Raw genomic sequence first — 23,653 nt, forward strand, 5'->3', positions numbered from 1 at the left:
ACCCCGTCATTCATTGATTGTGCTGGTGTATCTCTGTCATCTTTCGGACCGAATATTCGTTCAATTACCTTTCCGTATGTGAAGTAACCAATTATTAATAAAAGAATAGAGATGAGGAAAGTGGCCATAATAAGCCCTCCTTTTCTAGTTGTGTGAAAACGCTTGCTTACTAACTTTATTTTAACCAGTAATATGGGAGTTGGCAAGTGGTAAAAACAGGAGTTAGAAAACTCTCCCCTCGCCCCTAAGTGTAAAGGTAAGCATAACAGGGAATAGATAGGTAAAAGGGACTTATTACGGGAGGTATGGTATGCTTTTCAGCGATTTTAACACCATCGTGAACATCCTGATCAAAGGTGTCTGCATTTATATTTTTATTATTCTAGCACTTAAAATCTTTGGGAAAAGGAGCCTGGCCAAACTAAATGCATTCGACTTTGTTGTCACCATTGCATTAGGTTCGATCCTTGCTTCTACATTAACCAACAGCAAGGTAACAATATCAGCTGGATTTGCCAGTATCCTGGTTGTTTTATTTTTACAATACTTAGTATCAAATTTCACTGTGAAAATCCCTTTTTTTAATAAGGCAATCAAATCAGAACCAGCTCTTTTATTTTATGAAGATAAGTTTTTAACAAAAACTCTGAAAAAGGAACGCGTGCATAAAGAAGAAATCATGCAGGCAGTCAGAGAAAGCGGTGAAGATGATATGAGCCAAATCAAGCAAGTGATCTTAGAAACAAATGGTTCATTATCTGTTATAAAAAAGTAAAGAAGGAGAGAGTACAATGACAACAGTAGATACGCAAGTTACAATTCGTCAGGCGATTGACCAGCTCAATCAAAAAGAGGGATTTATTCCTGAATTAACTAAGGAGGAGCGTGAGAAGAGATTCGAATCTGCGAAAGAAGTGCTGACTACAACAGATAAGGTAATTAAAAGCTATCTCCGGGTCAGAAGAGATGATGGGCAGATTGTCCGGATCCCCTCCTATCGTGTCCAGCATAACAATATCGCCGGCTTTTACAAAGGAGGCATCCGCTTTAATGAAACAGTGGATGAAGGCGAGGTGGAAAACCTGGCTATCTTGATGACATTAAAGAATGCGCTTCACCGACTGCCATTTGGCGGGGCAAAAGGTGGGGTTGTGATTAATCCCGATCAGTATTCGGAAAGGGAATTGTTTCGTGTTTCACAGAAGTATGTACAGCGATTTGCGAATGATATAGGGCCTACCCATGATATTCCTGCACCAGACATGGGGACAAATGAACGTGTGATGGATTGGATGGTCGGAGAATACAAGACCATTCATCCAGGAGAGAATTATCAAGGCTCATTCACAGGGAAAAGTATTATAAATGGTGGGGCAAAAGGACGCCGCGAAGCAACGGGAAAAGGGACATTTCACAGTTACTGGTGGCTTGTGGAGAAGTGGACCCGCCAGCACTCCAACCGTGTTGACACAGATAAAAATGATAAACGAGATGAGCAAATTGATTATCTTCGGAAATTATATGAAAAGAGTGACCGCGGTGAACCAATCTCTTTAGCTGTGCAAGGTTTTGGAAATGTTGGCAGTATTGCTGCATTAGAAGCTTATAAATGCAGTAACCTTAACCACAGCGTAATCTCTGTGAGTGATGCAGGGGTAACATTATATAATGAAAAGGGTCTGGATATTCCCCGTTTAATCGAATTTGCCAGAATCCACAACAATCTGCCAAAAACGGAACAACAGTTACAGGATGCTGGAGTGGAAGCAGAAATAAGAAACCGCAATGAAATACTGACAATAGATGTAGATGTTTTAATCTTGGCTGCATTAGAAAATCAGATTACCATCGATAATGTTAAAGACGTGAAAGCAAACATTCTGGTTGAAGGAGCCAATGCCCCAATAGCAAGCGATGCTGACAAAGTTTTAAGAGATCAGGGAAGAATCGTCATCCCGGATATTTTGGCTAATGCCGGCGGTGTTATTGTCTCATACTTAGAGTGGAAACAAGGCCGAATTACGGAGCTTTTCACTGAAGAGGCTGTTTTCGAAGAGATGTATAACCATATGGGGGACAGTTTCCTTGAAATTTTTGAAGCTTACTTCCAGGAATCAGATTTCAAAACAATCCGGGAAATCTGCTATATAAATGCTGTTGAACGACTTTTCACATTATTATATCGGCATGGAAAGTTATATTAATGGCTAAGGGACAGGAGTTCTGTCCCTTTTTTTCACTCTCACAAAATATACTGATCCAAAAATTCATTACGAAACTTGCCTTCAGGGTCATACTTCTTTACAATCTCCTGAAATTCCGGAAGTTTTTCATAATAAGATTTAACTCTGTCTGGACCCATTGTAAATAATTTACCCCAGTGCGGACGGGCCTTGAACGGCTCCAATGCCGCTTCTATCTTTGGCAGCACCTGCTTGACGGAATCCCATTCATCTTTCCATGTAAAGTGGATTCCAATAGATTCCTGTTGATAATTCATGCTCATCCATAAGTCGTCTGCAGCCATACTTCTTAATTCACAAACAAACAGCAATGGGGCAATACTGTCACGCAATGGTAATATGGCATTAACTGCCTCTACCACTTTTTCACGCGGAATAATGTATTCACTTTGTAATTCTTTTCCACTGCTTGGAGTGAAATTGATGCGGAAATGTGCCAAGCGGTCATGCCATGGACCAGCAATTCCTAACTGGTCTGTGCAATGCTCTGCCCCATGCCCGGAAATAGGATGCAATTTAACTGTAGCAAGGGACGCTCCAAAAAGTTCTGCTTCAGCTTTACAAGCATCCTCTTCTGTAACAGCACCTTTCAGCCATACCTGGTTAAACTGCTCGCTCTTCCAATCTGTAAACAAACTTACACTGTAGGCACTTGAAAAGATTGTGTCATAGTTTTTTCGAAATGCTTCCAATGATAGATTCTGGTATACATCTTGCTTTACTTGAAAATCCGGGATCAGATCAAGTGTAAGCTTTGTAACAATCCCCACTGCCCCAAGATTGACAGCTAATGCTTTCATTTCTTCTGGATTTTCTTCACGGGAAATAGAATGAAGATCCCCTTTCCCATCAACAAATTCCAAACCGCTTACAATTGTAGCAAGGTTCCCGTTTTTGTCACCAGATCCATGTGTTGCTGTTGCACAGGCACCTGCTACCGAGATGTGCGGCAGTGAGGCAAGATTATGGATTGCAAGCCCGGTACCTTCAAGATACTGGCACACCTCACTGTATTTCATCCCTGCTTCCATCGTTATTTTTCGTTTGTCTTTATCAAACGAAATAACTTGATTGAGTTTCTCAAGTGAAATCATCTGATCTGTTGTATCTGCTATATTGTTAAATGAGTGTCTGGATCCTGTCACCTTCAAACGGTTACATTTTTTCACAAGCTCTTGAATTTCTTCAACACTTTCGGGCATGTGCCAATTCACTGCACTGTATATGAAATTACCTGCCCAATTTCGCTGCTCTGCCATAAGTCTAGTCTCCTTTACTATACCTGCTTTCGAGGTATGAGAGTCACTTGAACGTACAAGTATATTCTAGCAGATTTTCAGTATTGGTGGTAGTTTCATTTTTCCTTAGTCGATTTGTAATACATTAACATTACATATGAACTATTTTGTAATATAACTGTAATGTTTAATCGTCATAATTCGTGGTATAATCGGCGTGTTGAGAGGTGAGATAATGAAAAAAGTAATGATGACATTAGTCCTAATATTATTTGGGTTCATGATAACTTCGCAAAACGCTGTTCAGGCACAGGAAAGTAAATTGGTAGAGGTAGCAAAGCAGTACATAGGAACTCCTTACAAGTGGGGAGGGACAACAACTGCCGGATTTGATTGTTCTGGTTACATAAATTATGTTTATAACCAATTTGGTGAGACATTACCTCGTACAACAAGAGACATGGCCGTACAAGGGCAAGGAGTCTCTAAATCTAATTTGGAAATTGGAGATCTCGTATTCTTTAATACTTCCGGAAAAGGTGTCTCCCACGCAGGAATTTACATAGGCAATAATAGTTTTATTCACGCTTCTTCAAGCCGTGGTGTTACTATCAGTTCATTGGATTTGAATTATTGGAGTAATACTTATATCGGAGCAAGACGTGTGTTAAGTGAGGATAAACGAAAAGAGATTACACAGGTAGAGGTATCTGCCCTTCCTGCTGCACAGATTGCGACAAGTGAAATTTTCAGCGACCTTCCAGCTAATCACTGGGCAAAAGATGAAATTGAATCACTTTATAAACAGAATATCATTAATGGAATTAATGAAAATACATTTGGCGTTAATGATCAAATAACACGTGCAGAAGCAGTAGCTCTTTTAATGCGTTCGGTTGGTTTTGAAACATCACTAACAGCTGACTTTTCAGATATAACAGGTCATTGGGCTGAAGCAGAGATTGCAACAGCACAGAAGAAAGGCTACCTTGATTATATAACAAACCAGACTTTCAACACGGATGAATCAATAACCCGTGAGGAAGCTGCTGTTCTAATATCCAATATTTTCGGTTTACAATATACAAGCGGTGCACCAGCCTTTACTGATGTTCCCGCAACTCATCCATCATTTGATGCGATAACTGCACTAAGAGAGCATAAAATTGTAGCAGGATTTCAAGATGAAAGCTACCGACCTGATAAAAAATTAACACGTGCAGAATTTGCACTTACACTATACCAAGCCATAAATTAATAGATTATGGACCCCTTGTCATTTAGCAAAAGATGATAAAGGGGTTTTTTGTGCATTTCATTCGGGTATATTGGTGTTCTATTAATTTTTCCAAGCATTTCTTACTTCATATTTCCCCTTTCTATTATCTTTCAAACTAAAAAAAATAAATATGAAAATGTTTTATAAAAAATTGTATCGAAATATAACCACTTAAAAGGCTGCAATATAACACAAAAAAGAAGGTTCCTGTTAATCTAAGGAACCCTCTTTTTTATTTGCAATATAATCAAGTGCACTTTTAACGTTTACAAATGTAGAGATCTTATCAACCGTGTCTACAAGTCCAAGCGTTTTTAACGCCAAGTCCGGACGTACACCTGCAAGTAAAGTCTTTTTGCCCATTAATGAGGCAAGTTGGCTAATTTGCAGAAATTTTGAAACAACATATGTATCCATTTCAAGTAAACCTGATAAATCTATGATTAGGTAATCTTCTTCGGCAGTCTCGAAGAAATAGGATAGTCTGCTGGATGTAGCATCAAACCTGTTATCAGTAAAGTTCCCTATTAGTGGGAGTACTACCGCATTTTCTGTTACTGGAACAATCGGTGTAGATATCTCCTCAATCTCTGTTAATGTCTCTTGCAATCTGCGCGTATTTTCTTTTTCCTCTGTAACATCCTTTTGAATGCCGACAAAGTACATCTTCTGTTCTTCCTCTATCCAGACAGGGTCAATCGTCAACTCATTCCAAAAACCAGTACCGTCCTTTTTGTAATTATACAATTGAACTTCGACAGCCTGTTCTTGTTTAATAGCTTCACGAATTTTGTCTATATTTCTTCTATCTGTTTTTTCACCTTGGAGGAAGCGGCAGTTTTTCCCTATTACCTCATTACTCGTATAGCCTGTTAACTCATAAAATCCATCATTAGCAAAGATAATAGGGTTATCAATCTCTGAGGGATCTGTAATGATCATTCCAACTCTTGTACGGTTTATAGCTTTCTCAAATAATGTAAGATTTTTCGTAGGAATCTCCTCCTGCATTGACCAAATTACTTTTATTGTATCATGGATTTTCCTTCCAATACAACTAGAAAGAGGTTACGGGAGTTGATTAATTATTCCTGCAGTTTATCATTTTATCTACGAAGTTTATATTTAAATGGGAAGCTAAGATACGAAACTTCCTAGCTCCATTTATTTTAGATGATAAAGTGATCACTATTAATTCTACTCCCCCTTCATTTCTATTCTCACACCCTCATCTACCGTTTTCTTACAGAGTCCCGAATCACTAATGATGTTTCTACCGTGTGATTGACAATTTCTGCATTTGGAGTTTCTATTCGTCGCAGCAGCATTTTACATGCCTCTTCTCCCATTTGCTCTTTACTGATATTCATTGTAGTCAGTGCTGGTATCGCATGTTCGGAGATAATGGATTGTTCATATCCCATTATCGAGATATCATCAGGTATCCGTACATTTTGTTCATACAAGTATCTCATTGCCCCAACTGCAATTCCATCACTGGCAGCAAGGATAGCATCTGGTCGTTTGCCACTTTCCCAAATTTGTTTCATCGCCTGATAGCCCGCTGTGCCAGTATAATCAGTATGTACCACTGCCTTATCCATTACCGTTTCACTCGTCTCCTGAAGGGCTTTCTCAAAACCTTCCAGTTTCTGTTGGGCAACTTGCATTTGTTCTGGCCCGTTAATAAAAGCGATATTTCGATGGCCGTTTTCCAACAAGTACTTTGCACCAGTATAGATAGCATGATGCACATCAGGAGCAACAGAATCAATTCCAGGGAAATAACGACCAGCTAATACCGCCGGGATTTTCCTTTCTTGCAGTTGTTTTATAAATGCTTCACTAAAAAGCCCTCCAATAATAAAAACACCATCCACCCGATTATTTTTAATAAGAGAAGGGAGTGATGTTTGATTAACTGCAGAGAACCGTTCACTTAATAGCCCGTAATCTGTATCCTTTAGCTGTGATGAGATTCCAGAGAATGTGTCATAAAATAGTGTCTCTGTTATGGAATGAAAGGAATGTGACTTTTGTGCAGACTCATTTACGAGAAATACCATCCCTAAAATATTCTTTACTTTTGTCTGCAATTCCCTTGCTGCCATGTTTGGCACATAGCCTAACTTTTTGATTGATTCAAGGACTCTTAGCTTTGTTTCCATCTTTACAGCATCACTGTTATTAATAACCAGGGATACGGTACTTTTTGATACTTTGCTATCTTTCGCTACATCCCAAATAGTAACCATAAACTCACCGCCTTTTACTGCAATTAATTGTTTCAAAATAATTTATTTATACGTCCATTTTATCTACTTTTAATTATATAAGATGTACTGGTTCATATTCTACCTATTTAATATAACTTGAGACTATGAATAAGTGGAAGTTTTACAGATGATTAGCTTTCAGATAAAAATAAACCCCTCCAGCCGTTTACCAGAGGAGTTTATTATAATATTTCAGGTGGCTATCTTATGGCTAGTGTGATAACAGGATTATTGCTGATTCGCTTTATACGTATCATAGCCATCCTGATAGATTTGGGTATAGTCTTCTAATCCCATCTCCTGCAGGTTTTTCACATAAGTATCCCAATCAGCTTCAATATCTGCCGCACCTGTGATCCACTTTGCTGCCATTTCATCCGTATATGCCATTATATCTGTCTGATATCTAGTAATCCCATCATACTGTTCGTTTGTAAATAGAATTTCCGGGAAAACCCATTCTACTAAATTTGGTTCTTGTAAATCAAACCACTCATCTTTATCAGGGTCAAGCACCCCTGGTTTTAAATTGGACAGATCAAGCTGTTCTCTCATTTCCTGTGTTGATCCATAAGGGAAATTATTATAAGGTGTTTCTTTAACACGCCACTCTCCTGCTGTAAATCCTTCTGGTTCTGGCACAATTTCATATTTTCCGTCTGCTACCTGTTCTACACGGTTCGGGCCTTCCCGCAATTTAAAGGACATATCTGGGTCGAACGCTTTATCTATCCAGCGAATCGTTGCCTCTGGGTGTTGGTTCTTTTTCGTAACTGCAAAAACAGCCGGGTTAAGTTGTGGGTTCAAATAACCTCTTACCTGATGCCCCTCTGGCCCTTGTAATGCAAGCACCGGGGAACCATAATCCCATTTATAATCCGGATTGGTAATTTGGTCAGGACTCCAGCCATAAAATGCGCCAACATTCGCTTTATCACCAGAAGATAATTTCGAAATTAAATCAGATGATTCTAATGTAAACATTTCCTGATCAATTAAACCTGCTTGATAAAGGGAACTAATATATTTTATTACCTCTTTATATTCAGGGCTTGTTCGAACAAAATCTACCTTGTCATCTTTGACAATGAATGTCTCATCAAGAGTATTGAATGATCCATAAAGGAAACCTAATCCATGCAGGCCATCTCCATAAATGCCAGCAAGAGGAACCTCATCATTTGGATCACCATTTCCATTCATATCTTCTGCTTTAAATGCCTCGAGTACTTTTTTAAAATCTTCTGTTGTCTTTGGCATTTCCATTCCAACTTGCTCCAGCCATTTTTGATTAATCCACAAGGAGTTACCACTTACACGTTTATACTTCGCCATGTTCGCTAATGGAATCGAATAAATATGCCCATCTGGTGCAGTAATCGAGTCTCTAACCTCCGGGTATTCTTCTAAAAAATTGGTGAAGTTAGGTGCATACTTGGCAATCATATCCTCAAGCGGCAGGAAAGTTCCCTGTGCTCCACCGACCACTACATCTGACGGGCTTAATTTTAAAACAACATCAGGCAAATCCCCACTTGCCAGCATTAAGTTTCGTTTGCTTGTCCAATCAGAACTTGGGCTCAATTGCCAATCAATATTAATATTCGTATCTTTATTGATTTCTTTAATTGTTTCTAGATTGTTGTAATCCGAACCAGTTCTCGCATCATAAGGTCCAGCAATTTCTAATGTTATTTCTTCTTCTACAATTGGCAGCCCTGTTTCGTTAAAAGTCGTATCAGAACCAGCACTTTCTTCACTGGCATCTGCATCACTATTGGAACAGCCTGCCATTAAAAGAGTCAGAGACAAAGCGATACCTAAAATCCACATCAACATACTTTTCTTTTTCAACTTAAATCCCTCCATGTTTTATTAAGATTAGAAGTACACTTACTGGCAATTGCAACCTGTTAACCTTTAATGGACCCAATCATTACCCCCTTTACAAAATAACGTTGAAAGAATGGATATATCACCAATACAGGTAAACTTGATACAATAATCAAGGAATACTTAATCAGTTCTTTATATTGCTGCTGTTCAGCAATCAACTCCGGATCAACTGCTCCATCAGTGACTGTTGCTGCATCCTGGCTTGCAACAAGAATACTTCGCAGGATCAACTGCAATGGATACAAGGCCTGGTCCTGTAAATAGATTAATGCAGAAAAATAGGAGTTCCACTCACTCACTGCACTAAATAATGCCATTACCGCAATAATCGGTGCAGACAGAGGGACAACAATTTTCAGAAAGAATACAGTTGTTGAGCATCCATCCATCTTAGCTGCCTCTAACAATTCATCAGGTATGGTTGTCTGAAAAAATGTTCTTACAACAATTAAATGAAATGCAGATACAGCTGAGGGAATAATGACCGCCCAAATGGTGTCAATCATATTCAGCTGCTGTACAAGTAAATAGGAAGGAATTAACCCTCCACTAAAAAACATAGTGAATACACTGAAGAACATGAAAAAGTTTCGGCCAACTAAATCTTTTCGGGACAATGCATATCCTGCTGGAATTACCAGAATAAGATTAACGATCACCGATAAAATGGTATATAACATGGAATTAAGGTATCCTCGCCAAACTTCACTGTTCTCCAGTAAAATCTCGTAACCTTTCAGTGTGAAACCTTCTGGCCAAAACATCACCTTTCCTGAATTGACAGCTACCGGATCACTGAAAGAAGAAATGACGATCAAATATAAAGGGTAGAGCACAACCAACAGAATAATTGTTAAAATACTGTAATTAATAAAGTCAAAGATTTTATCATTTTTCGATCTTGCAACTCTTGCTAAACTATCCATTTATCTCACCACCTAGAAGAGACTTTGTTGTTTGAATTTTTTGGCCAGCTGGTTCATCATGATAAGCAAAACGAAATTGATGACATTTTCAAATAAACCGATCGCTGCTGCATAACTGAATTGTGTATTTAATAACCCGGACTTATATACATATGTTTGCACAACTTCTGATGAGGCAATGTTTAAATCATTCTGCATCAGCAATACTTTTTGATACCCTAATGTCACAAAATTTCCAATTTCTAAGATGAGCATAATCATAATGACTGGAAGGATTCCAGGGATATCAATATGGATAATACGCTGTAATTTACTTGCACCATCGACAATTGCTGCTTCATGCAATTGCGGATCAACCGAACTTAGGGCTGCAAGAAAAATAATGGCACTCCAACCGGTTGTCTGCCAGATTTCCGAACCAACAAACACTGTTTTAAACCATGACTCACTTCCCATAAAATAAATTGGTTCCCCGCCAAAAAGCTGTATAATATTGTTAATAAACCCGTTAGAAGGTGACAGGAAGATAAAAATCATTCCAACAAGTACTACTACGGATATAAAATGAGGTGCATAAGTAACCGTCTGGACCAGCTTCTTAAATCGGCTTCTTGTTACCTGATTGAGCATCAATGCAAAAATTATCGGAATCGGAAAGGCAAAAAGTAATTGGTATAAATTAATCAGCAAAGAATTACTTAGCAAATTCCAAAACTGATAGGATTCAAAAAAACGGATAAAATGTTCAAAACCTACCCATGGACTTCCCCAAATACCGTCAACCGCGATAAAATCTTTAAATGCAATCTGGAGGCCATACATTGGAACATATTTAAATATAATAAAGTATGTAATTGTTGGTAAAAGAAAGAGATAAAGCTCCCAGTTCCTTGCCATTTTTCTGATAGTTGCAAATGTCTTTATCTTTCTCTTCTTTTTCATGCTTGAGTGTTTCACTTTTTGTACTGTATCCATTTTCCCCTCCTTAGATTGAGCATCCTTCGGTTATCTTTCCTATTATTAAAATTCAAGTATTAAACCATCATAAGCACATTCTGCACCGATATCTGCAAGCACTTTACTTAACTCCTCATGAGATGGGCAATGTTTATGGGTGAAATGGGTTCCGCAAATGGCGGTTTTGTCTGTTATTGCTCCAATTTCCCTCATCTTCTCCACCATTGTCTGTACACCATCTATACTTAAATGTCTTGTCTGTCCATCCTTAAATCCTATATTTGTACCAACTGTGCATTCAATCACTAATTGGTCAAGCTCCATTCCTTCCAGATGCGGCCAGACTTCCTCTTTATAAACCGCTGTGTCAGAAGCAATCAGAACTTTTGAAGTGCCATCATCAATCATATAATTGACTGCATCGCCAACAGTCGGATAGTGTGTTGCTTTGATTGCTTTAATTTGATATGTTGGCAATTCAACCTGATCATATGGTAATACAGGTATCCGGCGTACTCCCATTGCTGTATCCCTTACTCCTCTAGCATTGAGCAGAGTCATGACAGAAGGTGGTGCAATAAAGTCCAGCTGTGGCGGCTTTTCATGCTCCGGGAACCCTAGCTTACGTACCACAAGGTTGGTTGCATCAAAATGGTCAGCATGGCTATGTGTCACCAATGCATGCTTCACATCCATCAGGTGCACCCCATGCATGGAACAGGCTGCTAGCAGGTCAGGACTCATATCTACCAGTAAATTGTCGTTTAGCAAATAACTGCACCGTTTACGCATGTCTTTCCCGCGATGCTTTCTTGCATAATCACATCTTGGACAATTACAATATGGTGATGGAATTTGGTCAGCAGCTGCTGTCCCTAAAAAAGTAATTTTCATCCTGTTTATTCTCCTTCACTTTAAAAACATCCTTGGCATTTTTTCGTAGATTATTGGGTAATTGCTTCACTCTTTAAATGGCGAGTACAGTTATAAAGGCCATATTTCCAGCAGTTATTATTCATTTCAATGATTGTAATAGATGTATTATTCAGTAGATCTTCATTATTTGTTTCATTGGGAACCAGTTCATACAATGTTTCAATTAGCAGCCTGCCATGAGTGATCGCCAGGATATTCTTACCAGGATAGCGTTCATGCATTTCTTCAACAAAGTGTCTCCCTCTAACTCTTAGCGAAGCATAACTTTCCTGCCAGAAGCCGAGATTACGCCAGTCCTTTCCCCAAGTCTGAATTCGTTCTGTTTCAATTGTGCCTTCAATTATTCCTCTGTTTCTTTCTCGTAATCGCTGATCAAATATTATCGGTAAATTGATTTGTGAGGAGATTATTTCGGCTGTTTGCTTTGCCCTTAACAGATCACTGGCATAAAGCATGTCCCATTTTTCTTCGGAAAGGCGTCTTGCCACCAATTCTGCTTGCCTGAAGCCCATCTCATTTAAGGAATTACTCGAATGGCCTTGTGCTCGCTTCTCAATATTCCAATCTGTATTACCATGACGCACAAATACAATCCTTGTCATCATTTCACTCCCTAGCTATTGCCAAATTGTCTTTTGGAACGTTCCAGGTTTAGAATAAACTACTATTGTTAACGTTGTATTGATTTAATGTTAAGAGATTATTAATTTGAGTTTTAACTAATCTATATACAGTTATTATATTTTTTCTCACCATTCTCTATTTAGCCCAAAATAATCAACATAACTTAGTCTTTATCCAACTAAAAAAGAAGCATTATCAAATGAATGCTTCTCTTGACTCTATATCTATCTATTAATTAAATTCCCTCTACCACCCTATATAATAACTCCGCCGCTATATATACATCCTCCCACTCCACATTTTCTTCAGGACAATGACTGACACCACCTATACTTGGAACAAAAATTAAACAGCTGTCTGTGATCATGCTCATCACCTGTGCATCATGGCAGGCACCACTTGGAACATACTGATAAGGGAGATTTTCTCTTTGACAAATCGATTCTGCTATTCCTGACAAATCCCTAGACAAAATAGTTGGCAATTGTTCTTCTAAAACACGAAGTTCGAAGTTACCATCTCCCACAGCATGTTTGAGTAGTGATTTTACCTGTTCCAATCCTTGTATTATCTTTTCATGAGATATATCTCTAATATCCACCGTAAAGGACACTTTTCCCGGAATACTGTTCACACTGTTAGGATAGGCATCAATTTTCCCTACAGTTGCTACAAAATCACCGCCCATTTGCAGGGCAAGCTCCTGGATTCCTGTAATTACTTTGCTTGCACCGACAAGGGCATCTTTTCTTCTGGTCATCACCGTTGTTCCTGAATGGTTGGCCTGACCGTATACGACGCATTCGATCACTAATTGGCCAACGACCGTATCGACAAGGCCAACCTGTTTACCTTCCATTTCCAAACGGTCACTTTGTTCAATATGGATTTCGAAAAAGGCCTGATACTTGCCGTTTCTTGCTTTTGCTTGATCCAACCTAGCAGGGTCAAATCCGCATGCTTCCATTGCTTTTCCCAAAGAGATGCCATCACTGTCCAGGAAATTAAGTTCTTCTTTTCGCAAACTGCCAGTCAACCCTCTGCTGCCAGTTAGCCCTGTATTAAAGCGTGAACCTTCTTCATTAGCAAACACAACAACTTCTAACGGTACCTTCAGCGAATCTTGCTTTTCCTTTAATGACTGAACCACTTCCAATGCACTGATTACACCAAGTGCCCCATCAAACATTCCGCCATTTGGCACTGTATCAATATGAGAACCTAGTGCAATAACAGCTTTCTCTCGGTTTTCCTCTGTTCTGCCAAAGATATTCCCAACAGGATCCTCATCTATATACAATCCAATTTCATTCATATATCTTTTAATAAGTGCCCTTCCCTGCTGGTCTTCCGCTGAAAAAGCAAGTCGCGTCCATCCATCTTTAGGGTTACCGCCAATTTGTGCTAATTCGAGCAGCCGCTTTTTTAATCTCGTCTTATTAATCTGCATAATCGCCCCTCCTTATCCCTCTATCATCGCTGACTTTCTCTCAATTATATAGAGTGTTTTCCCATATAATGAGAATACAGCAAAAAAAAAGAGCATAAAATCAGATGATTTTACACTCTATAAATCTAGCATAAGATTGGCAGATTTCGCTCTGGAAACACAAGGCAAAATCACTTGTAAGTTCTCCTTCTCCTTTTCCGTTAAAAATTGATCACGATGATCGACAATACCGTCAGCAACCTCTAATAGACAGCTGCCGCATCCTCCTACTTTGCAAGAATATGGGGCATCAATTCCTTCCCTTAACAGCACATCTAATAAGGTATCTTTCTCACAAACATGAATCTCTTTCTTGCTTTTCAGCAGTTTTACATTAAAAGGGGAAGCTGGGCCCATATCAGGCGGGGAGAACAATTCAAAATGAATATTTCCTTGTGGATAGCCAGCTGACTGAGCATATGCTGCAAACTGCTTTACCATTGATTCAGGACCACAAAAGTAAACATGTGTCCCAATCGGCTGATCTTTCATTAATTGAGGAAACATTTTGCGATTGGATGAGGAAAAATAAAAATGGCTTTGGTCCGGAAAATTTTCAGTGATCAACTGGTAAAACGGACAGAGTTCCTTCGACTTTGCTGCATAATGAAGGTCAAAATCTATTCCCTTTTTCTTTAAGTAAAACATCATTTCAATAAACGGTGTGATTCCAATCCCTGCAGCAAAGAAGAGATGCTTTCTCGCCCGAAAGCTTAGCGGAAAGTGATTCTTTGGATAGCTGATCTCCAGAAGATCTCCTTCTTTGATCATTTGATGCCATCCTTCTGAACCACCTCTTGATGTTTCGCTTTTACGGATACCAAGCACATATTGGTTACTGACAGATGGATCACAGGCGATGGAATAATGGCGTTCCAGCTTTTCCCCCTTATAATGAATATTTGTTGTGATATGGGAACCTGGACTGAATCCGGGAAGCCTTTCTCCCTTCAGCGACTTTAAAGTGAATGATTTCACATTAGTTGTTTCGTCTTCAATTCTATTAACAAGCACTTGTAATGATTTCGTCTGCAATGAACTTCTACCCCCTCTTGACTATATCGCAACATAACCTAGATAAGCATCTCTTACTCTGGAGAAATGTGTGGACACATCCAGCTTTGTTTGACAATGCTTGCAAAGAACAGTGTCTTGGCTGTTGATAGAGTTATAGTGATAGCATTTTACACAGAACAGTTTTGCTTCTACTTCCCCGACTGATAGGACACGAATTTCCTGGTCAGAAAATCCCGCCTGCTCTGCTTGCTTTTTTAAAGAGTTTGCCATACCTGCTTCACATCCCAATATTACATAGGTTCCAATCCTTTGATCAAAAAGCAAATCAGGTATAACTAATGATCGTATAACTTCCAGCTTGTCATAGCTTACTTCATCGTTAGGGATGGTAGTGTTCGCTTCCATTAATAAATATACCTCAATGATTGCGGCCGTTTTGTCCAGTTCTGAGAATGATAATTCTTTCATTCCTCTTTCATCCAGAATCAACATGATTTTATTTGCATAAGCTGGTAACTCGATTTTATGGTCTGCGGTTTGCGCCATTGTTGGCATTAGACATTCCCTCCTTGTTCAACCTGTTTTTGCAGTGTGTCTGTTAACCATTCTGATAACAATGGTTTATATTCTGAAAAACCTTTATATTCGGCTATATATTCTGGCAAATCATCAATAATATTGCGGAAATGCTCCAGCCACACTTGGTTCTCTGCTAATTCCTTCAAACTGATCAAATGGGAATGAATGCTGAATAAAATGCTATTGGACTTAGGCAAGCGGAATAATCGCTGGTCTTCCACCCGTAAGTGGACAAGTTCACCGATATTTTCCTTTGTTACTTTATCTTTTTTCGGTGCCCAAAGATCAAAATCCTCTGCAAAGGTTGGTAAGACATGTTCAACCGTTAATGTCCAGTTATATCTGGTCCATGGCTTGCCTGCTTCCATTCTCATCAGAAAATCACGCACCTTGGCTGCCAACTTGTCAGAAAAAACGGGAACAGGTGAATGCCATTCGGTAAATGTCATCCCCACATCAAATACTAATGACCAGTTAGCCGGAAAGCAGACCTGGCCTGCATCCATATATAAGTCCTGATCCCTTTGTGAGACGATCACAAGATCTTCCTGCACGTGACGCCCAATAAAGTCAAGTGGTTCAGCAGGTAATGTATTTTCTGCGCCAAAAGTGAAGCTATACTGTTCCTTTAGAAGATGGTTAGAAAAAGTCCATTGATCCCCTTGCTTTTCGATGGAAAAATAATCAGGATATACTTCTGCCAGCTCATGGATAATCATATCAAGCACTTCCCATTGTGCCTCGATTGTATGGGAAAAAGATTGATAGCATTTCATATGATTTTCCTTTAATAATGCTCTTTTCTCTTCCACTTCTTCCTCATATTCTGGTGTAACTTCCAGGCACAGCCCTGATTCCAGCTGGCGTGAATTATTGGAATAGCGGTAGGAATCCTCATGAAATGGAAAAGGAAATCTTTTGATCAGCGGCTCAGGTGTTATCAATGAAACAGAAGAATGGGTAGTATCCTCATTTAAAGCAGACATTCTATTATTCCTCCTTCTAAAAAGTATTGGACAGGCTCAACTGTCCAAGGACAAATTGAGCCGATCCCTGATTACATGAAATCCGGTTCAGGCATGCGGTGTCCTGTGTAAACAGCAGAACCATCACTCTCGCCATCAAAATAAACCGTTGTGTCTGGTGTGAAAATAAATACATCACCAACTTCTGCCGTATATTTTACTCCTTGGTCATCATGGACAGTAATACTGCCGCTAACGACTACTTTTATCTCTAAATAGGTATAAGTAAATTCAAACCCTTCCCCTGGCTGCATCGCAAAGTATCCTAATTGGTAGGCATCTTTCTTGTCTGTAACAGGTACATCGATAATCTGGCTTTTTAATCCTGGGATTCCTAATTTCTGATCAAGCTCTACCATTGGATAAGTACCTTTTTTAATTAACTGCACTCCAGGTTTTACACTTAAATACTGATAATCGATTACTTTTTCACTCATTTATTTCACTCTCCCTTGAAATTTTTTTAAGCCATATTTTCTTCCATAACCATTGGGGCAACTTCTTTTTCCACTTGCTTTTCTTCCTCTTGTTTCATATATTGCGGATATAAAGCGATGGTACGTTGAAAGCTGTGCTGTTCATGGCGAAACATTGTGACAATAAGCACCCCGACAATAGCAACTGCAGCCAAAAGACAGATCATCAACCCGACAGAATTAGAAGCAAAGGTAAAATAAGCTTCTGCACCTTCCCATGTACTGATTGGACTTGTATTCATTAAAAAATCTCCTTTCTATTTTTGGAATTGTCCACTAACTTAATGTGATTATGTCATATAGAACCAAAGCAACAAACCATAAATTCCCATATAATAAGATTTCGTACGATTCTCTGTCAGATTATCTAACTGGTTTTTTTATTAAAAAAAGAAATATCATTGGTAACAGGAATTCCTTCAGGGAAAGCAGAGGCTGGTACTTCAGATATATCAAGTCCTACCGCTTCAACTTCAGCAGGAATACGCAGTACATTCATTTTTTTCATAACAAAGGAGATAACAAATCCAGGAATAAAACCTAACATAGCACTGATCAACATGCCCGCCAATTGACCGAAGAAGGAAATCTCAGGCCCGCTTATATTGGGATAGCCTGCTGCAAAAATTCCGACAGCAACAACACCCCAGGCGCCGGCAAAACCATGAACAGAAATTGCCCCTACAGGATCGTCCACTCCTTTTTTCTCTAACAACTCACCGATTTTAGCAACGAGAAAACTGCCAATTGCACCAATCACTAAAGCGAGAGCAGGGTGATACAGATCAATGCCTGCCGCTACGGAGATAAATCCGGCAAGTCCTCCTGAAATCGTCCAAAATGGTTCACCCTTGGAACCGATATAGGCACCAATAATTCCACCAGCAAAACCCATCAGCCCATTAAAAGCAAATGCTGATAATGTGGCAGGAGTGCCGTAAATGGTCGTCCATTGATCGCCAACAACAAAAATTAAACAGCCTGCAAGAAAACCGAAGAAACCGACGAATATTAACATAAGGCCTAAAAAGGTGGATGGAAGGTTATGTGGAAGAATTTTAGCTATCTTTCCATCCTTTAAATACTTACCAATCCTTGGACCGAGATTTAGAACAACACCGAAAGCAAAGAAACCAGCAACTAAATGAACAACACCTGATGCACCAACATCATGATAACCAAGCTCGAGCAGCATCCAGCCTTCCCCATGCCATCCCCATGATGCACCTAATATCCAAATCACTGACCCCAGAATACTAGCCAGAATTACAAAGGCACTCAAGCGAATTCTCTCGATAACACTACCTGAGAGAATCGAGGCAGTAGTGGCAGCAAATAAAGCAAAAGCTCCCCAGAAAACTCCTGTCATATTATCTGACAAGTTTGGCCCCATGCTGCTTGACCATGGCAATGCCGCTAATGCGACTTCATCAAAGCGGGGAATAAGTCCATTCGTAAAAGCATTATAAATCCACCAGCCAAAGAAATAAAAGGTAGGGAAAACAATCGCAAGGGTCATAAAGTTTTTAATAGAGGACGCTAACACATTTTTCACCCTTGATACACCAACTTCTAATGACAAAAATCCTGCATGAATGGCAAACATAAATGCAATTGCCCACCAATAATAGATTTCCATGCTGATATTCCCAAGCATCTGGTATGCCTCATTCAGTTCTGCTAAATCCATAACATTTACCAGCTCCTTTTTCCGTATTATTTAGTTCACAATCATAATCTCAAAATTGTGGCTTTATTGAAACGTTATTTTCCAACATAATGAGATACTGTCAGGATATCTGACTTGGTTTTTGCGAGAACAAAAAATATTGGAGATATTTCATTCTATCGGGGGAAAAAGATAACGGGTGACTTTGAGTAGGAAAGTCATTTAGTGCTATGATAAAGTGGCATTTTTACCTTATAAGTTATAAAATTTACTATTGAATACAATTTCGATTTTTAAGTAGAGGGTGATTTATATTCCGCAAGAACTTACATTAATTAGTATCGTAATCATCATTTCTCTCGGTATGTTTTCCCAATGGCTGGCCTGGCGAATACAGTGGCCATCTATTGTGATCATGACGATTGCCGGACTTTTCATTGGTCCTATGCTAGGTTTAGTCAACCCCCAGGCTGAATTAGGGGGGCTATATAGTCCCATTATCTCTCTGGCTGTCGCACTGATTTTGTTTGAAGGAAGTACAAGCCTTGATATTCGTGAGGTGAGAGGGATCTCTAAGTCCGTTTATCGTATCGTAACCTTTGGCGCTCTTTTGGCATGGATCGGCGGTTCGTTTGCGGCACATTTAATTGCTGGATTAAGTCTTGAGATCTCTTTTATTATTGGCGGGTTATTTGTTGTGACAGGTCCTACTGTCATTATCCCCCTGCTTCGGCAAGCAAAGTTACCTCCTCGAGTTGCTTCTGTACTGAAATGGGAAGGAATTATCGTAGATCCAATTGGTCCGCTGCTTGCATTGTTTGCTTATGAGATTTTTAAAATAACCTCAGAGGGACCATTTCAATTTATTGATTTCATTCCGTTTTTTGTTGATTCGATTCTAGCAACTTCAGTCGGGTTCGCAATTGGTTTTCTAGTTAGCTTTTTCGTTGGTAAGGGGTTATTTCCAGAATATATGAAGTCCCCCATTATTTTTTGCTTTGTCTTAATTTGTTTCATATTTGGAGAAGCGATCATGCATGAAACAGGTATGCTTGCTGTTACTGTCATGGGTCTGACGTTGGCGCGGTCCAAGAAGTATGTTCACTCGATTGGAAGTATCGGCCACTTTATGGAAAATATCTCGGTTATGCTTACATCCACTGTTTTTATTTTAATAACTGCCTCCCTGACAAGAGAGACACTTATAGATGTTTTTACATGGCCGATTATTTTATTTGTTATCACCATGCTCTTTCTTGTTAGACCATTGTCGATTTGGTTATCTACTATTGGAACAGAACTGAGTTTAAAGGAGAAAGCACTTGTCGGCTGGATTGCACCAAGAGGGATTGTTGCATTAACTGTTTCAGGCTATTTTGCCGAGCTATTGATAGAGGATGGCTACCAGGATGCAACGATTTTAACACCACTTACGTTAGCTTTAGTGTTTATCACGGTTTGCGCACATGGTTTTACGATCGGCCCCTTTGCTCGTAAGCTGGGACTTGCTAATACAGAGTCTTCAGGGGTAATGATTGTTGGGGCAAGCAGTTTTTCCATTGCCTTTGCCAAACATTTAAAAGAATTAGGGACATCTGTACTCATTACAGATACATCTTATGATAAATTATCTCGTGCCAGAAAGTTTGGGATTGCGACATACCATGGAGAAATTCTCTCAGAGCACAGTGATTTTGAAATAGATATGACACCATATGATACCATTTTGGCAATGAGGGGAGATGCAGCTTATAATGCGCTTGTTTGCCAAACTTATTTTCCCGAGTTCGGTTATAATAACACTTTTTCTCTGCCAGTTGGAGGATTTCAGTCCGAGCATAAAGAAGTCCCGCCCTCTATAAAAGCCAATTTGCTGTTTGGTGAAGGAGCAACATTTACCGAGTTAAACAAAAAGGTGAACATTGGCTATATATTGAAGACAATTGAATTTAAAAATAAACAGACTATTTTAAAAAATGAATGGAAATCAGAAGGAATACCATTATGCATCAAACGCAAAAATGGCAGCATGGTATTTGTCACATTTAAAGATAAACTCATGCTTGATGCAGGAGATCAACTAATCGTACTGGAGGCTGAGACAAAACGATATTAAACGATCAAAACCCGAACTCGAAAGTGTCCGTGTTTTTGTTCATGAAATATCAGGTTCGTATTTCGCTCCGTCAAAATACTTCGCTTTTACCCAAGGGCATAAGTGCGACGTCTACTCAAGCACCCTTTGCTTGAGCAGATGTCGTTTTTATGTCCACATCCTAATTTAAGAGGGAATACTTGTCGATTTACTATCAGTACTTGCTGTTGCAACAGTCGAATAAGCCCGTTCTTCATGAAAACTAAGATCAAGCCCTCTCAGCTCGTCTTCTTTACTTACCCGTAAAGGCATGAACAAGCTGATTACTTTTAAAATAACAAACGTACCAACAGTCGCTAATAAAATTGCCGTACCAACACCAATTAATTGATGAAGCAATTGTTCAGGATTTCCGTAAAACAGACCATTGTTGCCAGCCTCGTTCACAGAGGTTGTGGCAAATAATCCAGTAGCAATTGCTCCCCAGATTCCTGCAAGCCCATGGACACCAAAAGCATCTAACGTATCATCATATTTGAAGCGGGCTTTGACAAAATGGATCCCGAAGTAGCCTACTGGTGCGGCAATTAAACCAATAATGATAGCTGAAGGCACTGTGACAAAGCCGGCTGCAGGTGTGACTCCAACTAATCCTGCGATCGCCCCAGTAGCAGCACCGACTAGTGTTGGTCTTTTGCGATGAATCCATTCAATGAACAGCCAGCCCAGACCACCTGCAGATGCAGCGACCTGTGTATTCGCAAAAGAAAGAGCGGTTAATCCACCAGAAGCAAGCGCACTGCCGGAATTAAAGCCAAACCAGCCGAACCAGAGTGTTGCAGCACCAATTAGAAACAGCACAATATTATGTGGATGATGTCCTTTTTCTAAATGATTGGATCGTGGGCCAATAACAATTGCAGCTGTTAACGCACTGACTCCCGAGAGAATATGAACAACAGTCCCACCGGCAAAATCCAATTCTCCCATCTCATATAGCCAGCCGCCGCCCCATACCCAGTGAGCCATTGGAGAGTAAATAAAAGTTACCCATAAAGCAGAAAATAATATCCAGGCAGGAAAGGAAATTCTTCCGGCAATTCCCCCGGAAATAATCGCAACAGTAATGGCAGCAAAGGCACATTGAAACATGGCAAAAATATAGTGTGGAATAGTACCCATTGCTTCATCACCAACATTATTAAAGCCAAAAAATTCAAAGCTGCCAATCAAACCGCCAATATCTGTACCGAAGCTTAACGTATAGCCCCATAATACCCAGACGATCGAGACAACAAGCAAGCTGACAAAACTGTGCATCATTGTTGAGACAACATTCCGGTCACTGACCAATCCGCCATAAAACAAGGCCAAACCAGGAACGTGCATAAAGATAACGATAGCAGTGGCGATTAGCATCCAGGCAGTATCCCCGGCACTTATAGCAGATTCTGCCGCTTCTGCTGCAAACAGATTGGAAGGGAATAAAAGCAGTAATGCCAAAGAGATCATCATTATCTTTCTAATTTTTAACAATGGACCCACCTCCAGGTTTTTTGTTACTTTACTTCTTCCAATGCTGAAAATCGATTCAAGCCTAAAAAGGATATATCATATTCCGTTCGACCATCAATCGACAAATCGGCTAAAATTTTCCCAACAACACTGGCAAACTTAAATCCGTGACCAGAAAACCCTCCAGCAAGGCAAACATTTTTGTATTCAGGATGGAGATCAATGATAAAATCCTCATCAGGAGTCATAGAAAACATACTCACAGCTCCTTTGACCAGGTTACCTGCAGCTCCGGGCAGAAAATGTTCCAGAAAATTCCGTATATCTCCTTCATCTTCTGCATAAGCGCCAAACTCTTGGCCAAGCTTATCAGGATCACAATCAGAGCCTAAATCCATTCTCCCTAACTTCACACCGCCGCCATCGAAATCAGGAAAACCGTAATAGTGGCCAATGGTGTCTGTATCAAAGATAAAACAAGGAAAATCCTCACTGTATAAGCTGTCGACAACAGGTTCAAACCACCCGATTGTTTTTCGCACTGGCTGAATTGGCAGATTCATAGACGGCAAAAGTTTTGGCAACCATGCGCCTGCTGTAACAACAAGCTTCAAAGCATGATACTGTCCTTCAGCTGTATATAAGGTGACACAATCTTCCTTCATCTCCATTTTCAATATTGGTTGATTCTCGATGACCTCTGCACCTAGTTTGATTGCCTCTTGTTTATATGTTTCAATACATTCTTCACTAAAAAGAAAACCAGATTCCGGGTCAAAGCAGCCGTAATAATCGTCCGGAATCTGAATCCCAGGCCACCGTTCCATGATTGTCTTTGCATCCACTTCTTCATATACCAGATCATTGCTGATGGAACTTTTCACAGCTTCTTTTACAAAAGTGGATTGCTGATGACCTACCGTGAGGGCACCAGCTTTGTTATATAGTGTCTTGCCTGATACTTCTTCAAGTTCCTTCCACAAACGGAGGGATTCTTTTCCTAAAGGAACATACTGACCGCCATTTCCATTACCAAGCCGGAACATCCTTGTATGACCATGGTGACTGCCACGTTGATTAGGGATTGAAAATTGATCGATAACCATCACCTTTTTCTGTTCCCTTGCCAGGTAATAAGCAGCGGCAGAACCCATCGATCCGCCTCCTAAAACAATTACATCATATTGTTTATCCACTACATTCATCTCCCAGCTTTCTCACAATTTAATTGACTTCCTTCAAATATTTTTCGATTTCCCATGAACTGATAAAATCGTGGTACTCTGCCCATTCTTCTTTTTTTCTATTAATATATGTTTTCATAAAGTCTGTACCTAAGGCTTCCATTAATACAGCATCCTGCTCCAATTCTGTAATTGCTTCCTGCAAAGTAGTAGGTAATTTGCTGGCATT

At 39.6% G+C, this 23,653-nt stretch carries 22 protein-coding genes and 1 pseudogene; 4 read left to right on the plus strand and 19 right to left on the minus strand.

All coding sequences use genetic code 11. From position 1 onward, the window contains the following. Positions 1-128, minus strand: a 128-nt coding sequence (locus F9U64_RS22945; RefSeq protein ID WP_228275657.1) for a carbon starvation CstA family protein, incomplete at its 3' end; no start/stop codon positions are given. Positions 129-310: 182 nt separating this feature from the next. On the opposite strand from F9U64_RS22945, the gene F9U64_RS09330 reads away from it, so the two are divergent. After that, positions 311-775, plus strand: coding sequence for a DUF421 domain-containing protein (locus F9U64_RS09330; RefSeq protein ID WP_153402752.1), 465 nt, complete (start codon positions 311-313; stop codon positions 773-775). 16 nt (positions 776-791) lie between these two features. Continuing rightward, positions 792-2,204 (plus strand): Glu/Leu/Phe/Val family dehydrogenase, encoded by a 1,413-nt coding sequence (locus F9U64_RS09335; protein ID WP_153402754.1) that lies wholly within the window; start codon positions 792-794, stop codon positions 2,202-2,204. A 38-nt stretch (positions 2,205-2,242) separates the two neighbouring features. Here F9U64_RS09335 and F9U64_RS09340 read toward each other — a convergent pair whose 3' ends face one another. Beyond that, positions 2,243-3,502, minus strand: coding sequence for an FAD-binding protein (locus F9U64_RS09340; protein WP_153402756.1), 1,260 nt, complete (start codon positions 3,500-3,502; stop codon positions 2,243-2,245). 214 nt (positions 3,503-3,716) lie between these two features. On the opposite strand from F9U64_RS09340, the gene F9U64_RS09345 reads away from it, so the two are divergent. Then, positions 3,717-4,739, plus strand: a complete 1,023-nt coding sequence (locus F9U64_RS09345) for a C40 family peptidase (RefSeq protein WP_153402757.1) — start codon at positions 3,717-3,719, stop codon at positions 4,737-4,739. Positions 4,740-4,970: 231 nt separating this feature from the next. On the opposite strand, the gene F9U64_RS09350 is transcribed toward F9U64_RS09345, so the two are convergent. From F9U64_RS09350 to F9U64_RS09415, 14 genes are all read right to left on the minus strand, one after another. After that, positions 4,971-5,771 (minus strand): YtvA family blue-light photoreceptor, encoded by an 801-nt coding sequence (locus tag F9U64_RS09350; protein ID WP_153402759.1) that lies wholly within the window; start codon positions 5,769-5,771, stop codon positions 4,971-4,973. Positions 5,772-5,992: 221 nt separating this feature from the next. Beyond that, a complete protein-coding gene (locus F9U64_RS09355; protein WP_153402761.1) occupies positions 5,993-7,015 on the minus strand; it encodes a LacI family DNA-binding transcriptional regulator in 1,023 nt (340 codons plus the stop codon). 249 nt (positions 7,016-7,264) lie between these two features. Continuing rightward, positions 7,265-8,890 carry an extracellular solute-binding protein gene (locus F9U64_RS09360; RefSeq protein WP_194287324.1) on the minus strand — a complete coding sequence of 542 codons (1,626 nt, stop codon included), beginning with the start codon at positions 8,888-8,890 and terminating at the stop codon, positions 7,265-7,267. Between the two features lie 59 nt (positions 8,891-8,949). Beyond that, positions 8,950-9,858 carry a carbohydrate ABC transporter permease gene (locus F9U64_RS09365; RefSeq protein WP_153402770.1) on the minus strand — a complete coding sequence of 303 codons (909 nt, stop codon included), beginning with the start codon at positions 9,856-9,858 and terminating at the stop codon, positions 8,950-8,952. Positions 9,859-9,870: 12 nt separating this feature from the next. Continuing rightward, positions 9,871-10,833, minus strand: coding sequence for an ABC transporter permease (locus tag F9U64_RS09370; protein WP_153402772.1), 963 nt, complete (start codon positions 10,831-10,833; stop codon positions 9,871-9,873). Positions 10,834-10,878: 45 nt separating this feature from the next. Beyond that, a complete protein-coding gene (locus F9U64_RS09375) occupies positions 10,879-11,709 on the minus strand; it encodes an MBL fold metallo-hydrolase (protein WP_153402774.1) in 831 nt (276 codons plus the stop codon). 50 nt (positions 11,710-11,759) lie between these two features. Next, positions 11,760-12,353 (minus strand): histidine phosphatase family protein, encoded by a 594-nt coding sequence (locus F9U64_RS09380; protein ID WP_153402776.1) that lies wholly within the window; start codon positions 12,351-12,353, stop codon positions 11,760-11,762. A gap of 257 nt (positions 12,354-12,610) precedes the next feature. Beyond that, a complete protein-coding gene (locus tag F9U64_RS09385; RefSeq protein WP_153402778.1) occupies positions 12,611-13,825 on the minus strand; it encodes a Zn-dependent hydrolase in 1,215 nt (404 codons plus the stop codon). A 117-nt stretch (positions 13,826-13,942) separates the two neighbouring features. Beyond that, the gene (locus tag F9U64_RS09390; protein WP_153402780.1) at positions 13,943-14,899 is read right to left on the minus strand and encodes a PDR/VanB family oxidoreductase; all 957 of its coding nucleotides are present in this window, start codon (positions 14,897-14,899) and stop codon (positions 13,943-13,945) included. Between the two features lie 21 nt (positions 14,900-14,920). Then, positions 14,921-15,436, minus strand: a complete 516-nt coding sequence (locus F9U64_RS09395) for a dimethylamine monooxygenase subunit DmmA family protein (RefSeq protein ID WP_153402782.1) — start codon at positions 15,434-15,436, stop codon at positions 14,921-14,923. Then, positions 15,436-16,446, minus strand: a complete 1,011-nt coding sequence (locus F9U64_RS09400; RefSeq protein WP_153402784.1) for a heme-dependent oxidative N-demethylase family protein — start codon at positions 16,444-16,446, stop codon at positions 15,436-15,438. Before F9U64_RS09400 ends, F9U64_RS09395 begins: the two co-directional genes overlap by 1 nt. Positions 16,447-16,517: 71 nt before the next feature. Continuing rightward, positions 16,518-16,922, minus strand: a complete 405-nt coding sequence (locus F9U64_RS09405) for a cupin domain-containing protein (protein WP_153402785.1) — start codon at positions 16,920-16,922, stop codon at positions 16,518-16,520. Positions 16,923-16,948: 26 nt separating this feature from the next. Then, complete coding sequence (locus F9U64_RS09410) at positions 16,949-17,203, minus strand: hypothetical protein (protein WP_153402787.1); 255 nt, start codon at positions 17,201-17,203, stop codon at positions 16,949-16,951. A gap of 125 nt (positions 17,204-17,328) precedes the next feature. After that, positions 17,329-18,651 (minus strand): ammonium transporter, encoded by a 1,323-nt coding sequence (locus F9U64_RS09415; RefSeq protein WP_153402789.1) that lies wholly within the window; start codon positions 18,649-18,651, stop codon positions 17,329-17,331. 343 nt (positions 18,652-18,994) lie between these two features. Here F9U64_RS09415 and F9U64_RS09420 point away from each other — a divergent pair, with 343 nt between their 5' ends. Then, the gene (locus F9U64_RS09420) at positions 18,995-20,746 is read left to right on the plus strand and encodes a cation:proton antiporter (protein ID WP_194287332.1); all 1,752 of its coding nucleotides are present in this window, start codon (positions 18,995-18,997) and stop codon (positions 20,744-20,746) included. Between the two features lie 165 nt (positions 20,747-20,911). On the opposite strand, the gene F9U64_RS09425 is transcribed toward F9U64_RS09420, so the two are convergent. The 3 genes and pseudogenes from F9U64_RS09425 to F9U64_RS09435 form a co-directional block, all read right to left on the minus strand. Continuing rightward, positions 20,912-22,144, minus strand: a complete 1,233-nt coding sequence (locus F9U64_RS09425; protein ID WP_407647311.1) for an ammonium transporter — start codon at positions 22,142-22,144, stop codon at positions 20,912-20,914. A gap of 140 nt (positions 22,145-22,284) precedes the next feature. After that, positions 22,285-23,436, minus strand: a complete 1,152-nt coding sequence (gene solA / locus F9U64_RS09430; RefSeq protein WP_194287325.1) for an N-methyl-L-tryptophan oxidase — start codon at positions 23,434-23,436, stop codon at positions 22,285-22,287. A 28-nt stretch (positions 23,437-23,464) separates the two neighbouring features. After that, a pseudogene (locus tag F9U64_RS09435) lies at positions 23,465-23,653 on the minus strand (glutamine synthetase); the annotation flags it as partial.

The sequence above is a fragment of the Gracilibacillus oryzae genome (genome assembly GCF_009498735.1).
GTDB lineage: Bacteria > Bacillota > Bacilli > Bacillales > Amphibacillaceae > Gracilibacillus > Gracilibacillus oryzae.